Origin of the sequence: Novosphingobium subterraneum (assembly GCF_000807925.1) — a bacterium.
In the GTDB taxonomy this organism is placed as follows: domain Bacteria; phylum Pseudomonadota; class Alphaproteobacteria; order Sphingomonadales; family Sphingomonadaceae; genus Novosphingobium; species Novosphingobium subterraneum.
Genome location: NZ_JRVC01000043.1, coordinates 1 through 3975, shown reverse-complemented (window position 1 = coordinate 3975; position 3975 = coordinate 1). Strand labels below are relative to the sequence as shown.

Annotated in this window: 4 protein-coding genes and 1 pseudogene; 3 read left to right on the top strand and 2 right to left on the bottom strand. The window is 59.6% G+C overall.

Features of this window, described 5'->3' with window-relative positions:
- Together NJ75_RS24140 and NJ75_RS23005 are read right to left on the bottom strand one after the other, a co-directional pair.
- A partial coding sequence (locus NJ75_RS24140; protein WP_211257975.1) for a transposase zinc-binding domain-containing protein occupies positions 1-271 on the bottom strand: 271 nt, incomplete at its 3' end.
- 3 nt (positions 272-274) lie between these two features.
- A complete protein-coding gene (locus tag NJ75_RS23005; RefSeq protein WP_039338722.1) occupies positions 275-1180 on the bottom strand; it encodes a tyrosine-type recombinase/integrase in 906 nt (301 codons plus the stop codon).
- A gap of 451 nt (positions 1181-1631) precedes the next feature.
- On the opposite strand from NJ75_RS23005, the gene NJ75_RS23000 reads away from it, so the two are divergent.
- The 3 genes and pseudogenes from NJ75_RS23000 to NJ75_RS24885 all read left to right on the top strand — a co-directional run.
- The gene (locus NJ75_RS23000) at positions 1632-2234 is read left to right on the top strand and encodes a helix-turn-helix domain-containing protein (protein WP_039338720.1); all 603 of its coding nucleotides are present in this window, start codon (positions 1632-1634) and stop codon (positions 2232-2234) included.
- Positions 2231-3445, top strand: a complete 1215-nt coding sequence (locus NJ75_RS22995) for a type II toxin-antitoxin system HipA family toxin (RefSeq protein ID WP_039338718.1) — start codon at positions 2231-2233, stop codon at positions 3443-3445. The genes NJ75_RS23000 and NJ75_RS22995 overlap by 4 nt, the downstream gene beginning before the upstream one ends.
- A 159-nt stretch (positions 3446-3604) precedes the next feature.
- A pseudogene (locus NJ75_RS24885) lies at positions 3605-3874 on the top strand (IS110 family transposase); the annotation flags it as partial.
- Positions 3875-3975: the final 101 nt, after the last annotated feature.

Sequence of the window (3975 nt, the reverse complement as noted above, 5' to 3'; positions counted from 1 at the left end):
GCAACAGATCGGCCTCACGCGCGGCCAGCCAGGTGCGCGCAGCAGCGCCTTGGCACTTGGGACAGTGCCGGTTGCGGCAGGAGTTGTAGGCGATCCGCCAGTGCCCGCAATCATCGCAGGCTTCAACGTGACCGCCCAGTGCGGCGGTGCGGCAGTTCTCGATCGCCGTCATGACCTTGAGCTGGCCGAGGCTGAGATGCCCGGCATGGGCTGCACGATAGGCGGGCCCGGCGCTGTGGAAGATGTCGGCGACCTCGAGTGAGGCGCGCACGGTTCAACCGGGAGGTGCCCTGCCTTCCATCACGGCAACGATCTGGTCGAGCGGGCTGGCCACCGCCCGCATGGTCTTGCTGGAAACCTGAGTATAGATCCCAGTCGTGTTGATGTTCACGTGTCCGAGCAAGACCTGGATTACTCGGATATCGACACCCTGCTCGAGCAGGTGAGTAGCGAACGAGTGGCGCAAGGTGTGCGGGCTTACCCGCTTGTGGATCTCTGCGCGCTCGGCCGATTCCTGCACGACCCGGTGCAACTGGCGAGCCGAGATTGGATCCGTGCCGCTACGGCCAGGGAATAACCAACCATGCGGCAACATAACCCCGCGCCGCTTGCCTTCGCGCCACCACTGTCGAAGCAAGTCCAGCAGGTGCGTTGAGAGCATGGCGTTACGATCCTTGCGCCCCTTGCCCTGCTCGACGCGGATCAACATCCGGGTGCTGTCGATGTCATCGACCTTGAGGTGGGCGACCTCCGAGACCCGCAGGCCCGCGCCATAGGCAACGCTGAGGGCTGCCTTGTACTTTATGCCTGGCGCTGCCTCGAGCAACCGCGCTGTCTCCTCGACGCTCAAAACCACCCGCAGCTTGGGTGTGAAGCGAACGACGACCAGCCCTAGCGCCATCTCCGGCCGCCTGAGGGTTATCCCGAAGAGGAACCGCAATGCCGACACGGCCCCATTGATTGTGGCCGGCCCCACGGCGCGCTCGTGCTGGTCGACCTGATAACGCCGGAGGTCTTCCACCGTAGCCGTGTCCGGGGGGCGGCCGAGAAACGCGGCGAAGTTACGGACATGTCGGATATAGTCATTCTGCGTGTGCGCCCCGAAGCCACGCATCGTCATGTCCTGCAACATCCGCTCACGCAGCGAATGAGTCGGGGAAGTGGTCGTGATAGTATCCATGGTGAGTTCCTCTCCGTTGAAGGAACTCCACGGTCGCAAGGCGACATCGCCGCACGCAAAGCCTGAACAATACTACGCTACGGCACCCCAAGCGACTCTCCCGCGGAGCGGGTTCGTGCTTTGGTCGGGACCCGCCAGTCCTACCTCCGCTCGACGTGCCGACCGCAGCCGCCAACATGGCGGACATTAACGGCTCCAGAGGTGCTGCATGTAAGTCTCCTTTGGTCCAGGTCGTGGCCACCCTTCCTGCCTGGACCAAATTCCACCCAAATCTGGAGGAAGCTGGCGGGCTTAGGCCACGGCAGTAGCCCTGCAAATTCGCCATTCTATATATGCAATTACAGATTAAATATGAAGAATATATGCAAAAACATATGAATCTTGAGGAAACTCCTAGAGCATGATATGCAAAACCATATATTTTTAGTCCGGTATATGCAAAAGCAGATAAATGAGAGCAGGAATTAACGAGATAGCCGCCAGCGTTCGTGCGGCACGGCAGGCAAAGGCAATGACCCAGAAGGAACTGGGGCAGCGCGTTGGCCTGCCTCAAAGCCATATCTCCAAGATAGAGAAAGGCGCAGTTGACCTCCAGCTCTCAAGCCTTGTCGAAATCGCGCGCGCGCTCGACCTTGAGGTCAAGCTTGTCCCCCGCAAGGCTTTGCCCGCTGTGGAGGGCGCTGTTCGCGCCCACGGCACGACTGTCGAAACCAGTCGGGCCCTGAACTTGCTCAACGAGCAAGCGCAGCTTGCCGAGCGCATCAAAGGTAGCTTTCCCGATCTTTCGCAGATCGAGGGCTTTCAGAACGCGATCCGGAACATTCTAAAGCTGCAATTCGATGCCGCTCAACTGAAGGCTCTGGACGAAGCTTTGCAACCTGCAAAGCGTCTCAAATCCCTGGTCGAAGCTCAGGGCGCTGCATCCAAGCTGGCCAAGCAGCTTGAGGAGGCGACTTCATCGCTTAGGCACTTCCGCAACATTCAGGTGCACACACCGCTCATAGAGACACGGCGTCAGCTTCCCGCCTATCGGCTGGAGGAGGATGACGAATGATTGACGCATCCGCTCTCGACATACTCCTGTATGACCGCCGCATCGGGACGCTTGCCCGTCTCGATGGGGATCGCAGCATCTTCACGTTTGACGAGGTTTACCTCGCAGATGAGGATCGTTCGACGCTCTCGCTCGCCTACCGCGACCCTTATGGCGGCATCGTCAACGCGCCGCGCGCTTACCAGACCAAGATAGAGCCGTTCTTCTCCAACCTCCTGCCCGAGGGTACGCTGCGCGATTATTTGGCGCGGCGCGCTGGGGTCAAAGCTATTCGCGAATACCCGCTGCTCGCCCAACTCGGCGGCGACTTGCCAGGAGCCGTCAAAGCCGTTCCCGTTGAGGCACGCGATGCCCCGCCCGAGGATTCCGAAAATGACGGTGTCGCAGGGCAGGCCAAGCATGCCCTGCGTTTCTCCCTTGCAGGCGTTCAGCTCAAATTCTCGGCCTTGAAGACCCGAGGCAAAAATGGTGGACTCACCATTCCGGTAAGCGGCACAGGCGGCGACTGGATCGTAAAACTCCCATCAGCCCGTCACCCCGACGTACCGGAAAACGAGTACGCCGCCATGAGCTTGGCCTCCAAGCTCGGGATCGATGTCCCTGGCATCGATCTCGTGCCGCTCGATACGATTGAAGGATTGCCCGACGGCATCACCCGATACGGGGCGTCAGCCTACGCCATACGCCGCTTCGATCGTAGCGAGGAAGGCGCAATTCACGTCGAGGACTTTGCCCAGGTCTATGGCGTGTACCCCGACGATAAGTATGAGAATGCCAGCTACCGCCAAATCTTGTCTGTGCTCGCCATCGAGACAGACGAGGCAAGCGCCGTCGAGTTTGTCCGCCGCCTCACCTATTCCGTGCTGATCGGCAATGGTGACATGCACCTGAAAAACTGGTCGCTGATCTATCCCGACAAGCGCCGACCAATCCTCGCCCCCGCTTACGACCTCCTATCGACGGTTGCCTATATCCCCGAGGAAGATTCCGCTCTCAAATTCCATCGCTCGCGCGAATGGGAGTCGTTCACCTACCGCGAACTGGAAACAATCGCGGATAAGGCGCGGTTGCCCTCACACCTTGTCGTCTCGACGGCGAAAGAGACCGTCGAGCAATTTGACGCGCTTTGGGATCAAGAAAAGGCGCATCTGCCCTTTTCGGGAGAAGTCGTGGCCGCAATCGACAAGCATCGAAAGCGCCTTGCGGTCTAGGTATTCACTCCCCCCGCGCCTAGCAAAGCTTGGCCAGGCCTCGGACAGCTGGCGCCCCGAACCCGGTCGTTCGCGCTCAATTTTGACGTGATCGATTCTTGATGGGGTGGACGCCCCCCGACGGCTCTATGTCCCAAAGTGGAGGTGTTGAAACACCACTTGAGGAGGAGTCCGTCGTCGCAGGTTACCACAATCGGTCTGGATATCGCCAAGAACGTTTTTCACGCACATGGCGCCGACGAGCGCGGCGCCATGGTTTTCAGCCGCAAGCTGACCAGGGCAAAGCTGCTCAATTTCTTCGCCGGCCAGCCAGCCTGTGTCGTGGCTCTCGAAGCCTGTGGCGGCGCACATCACTGCGCGCGCGAGTTGGAGACCATGGGCCACGAAGTTCGGCTGATCTCGCCCGCCTACGTCAAACCGTTTGTCAAATTATGCTCACCTCGCCATAACTTCACTAATCACGAGGTCCCCATAATGCGGAGGAACGCGGCCTGATTGGCGGATTTTCGCCTTTCTTGGATCGACTTGCT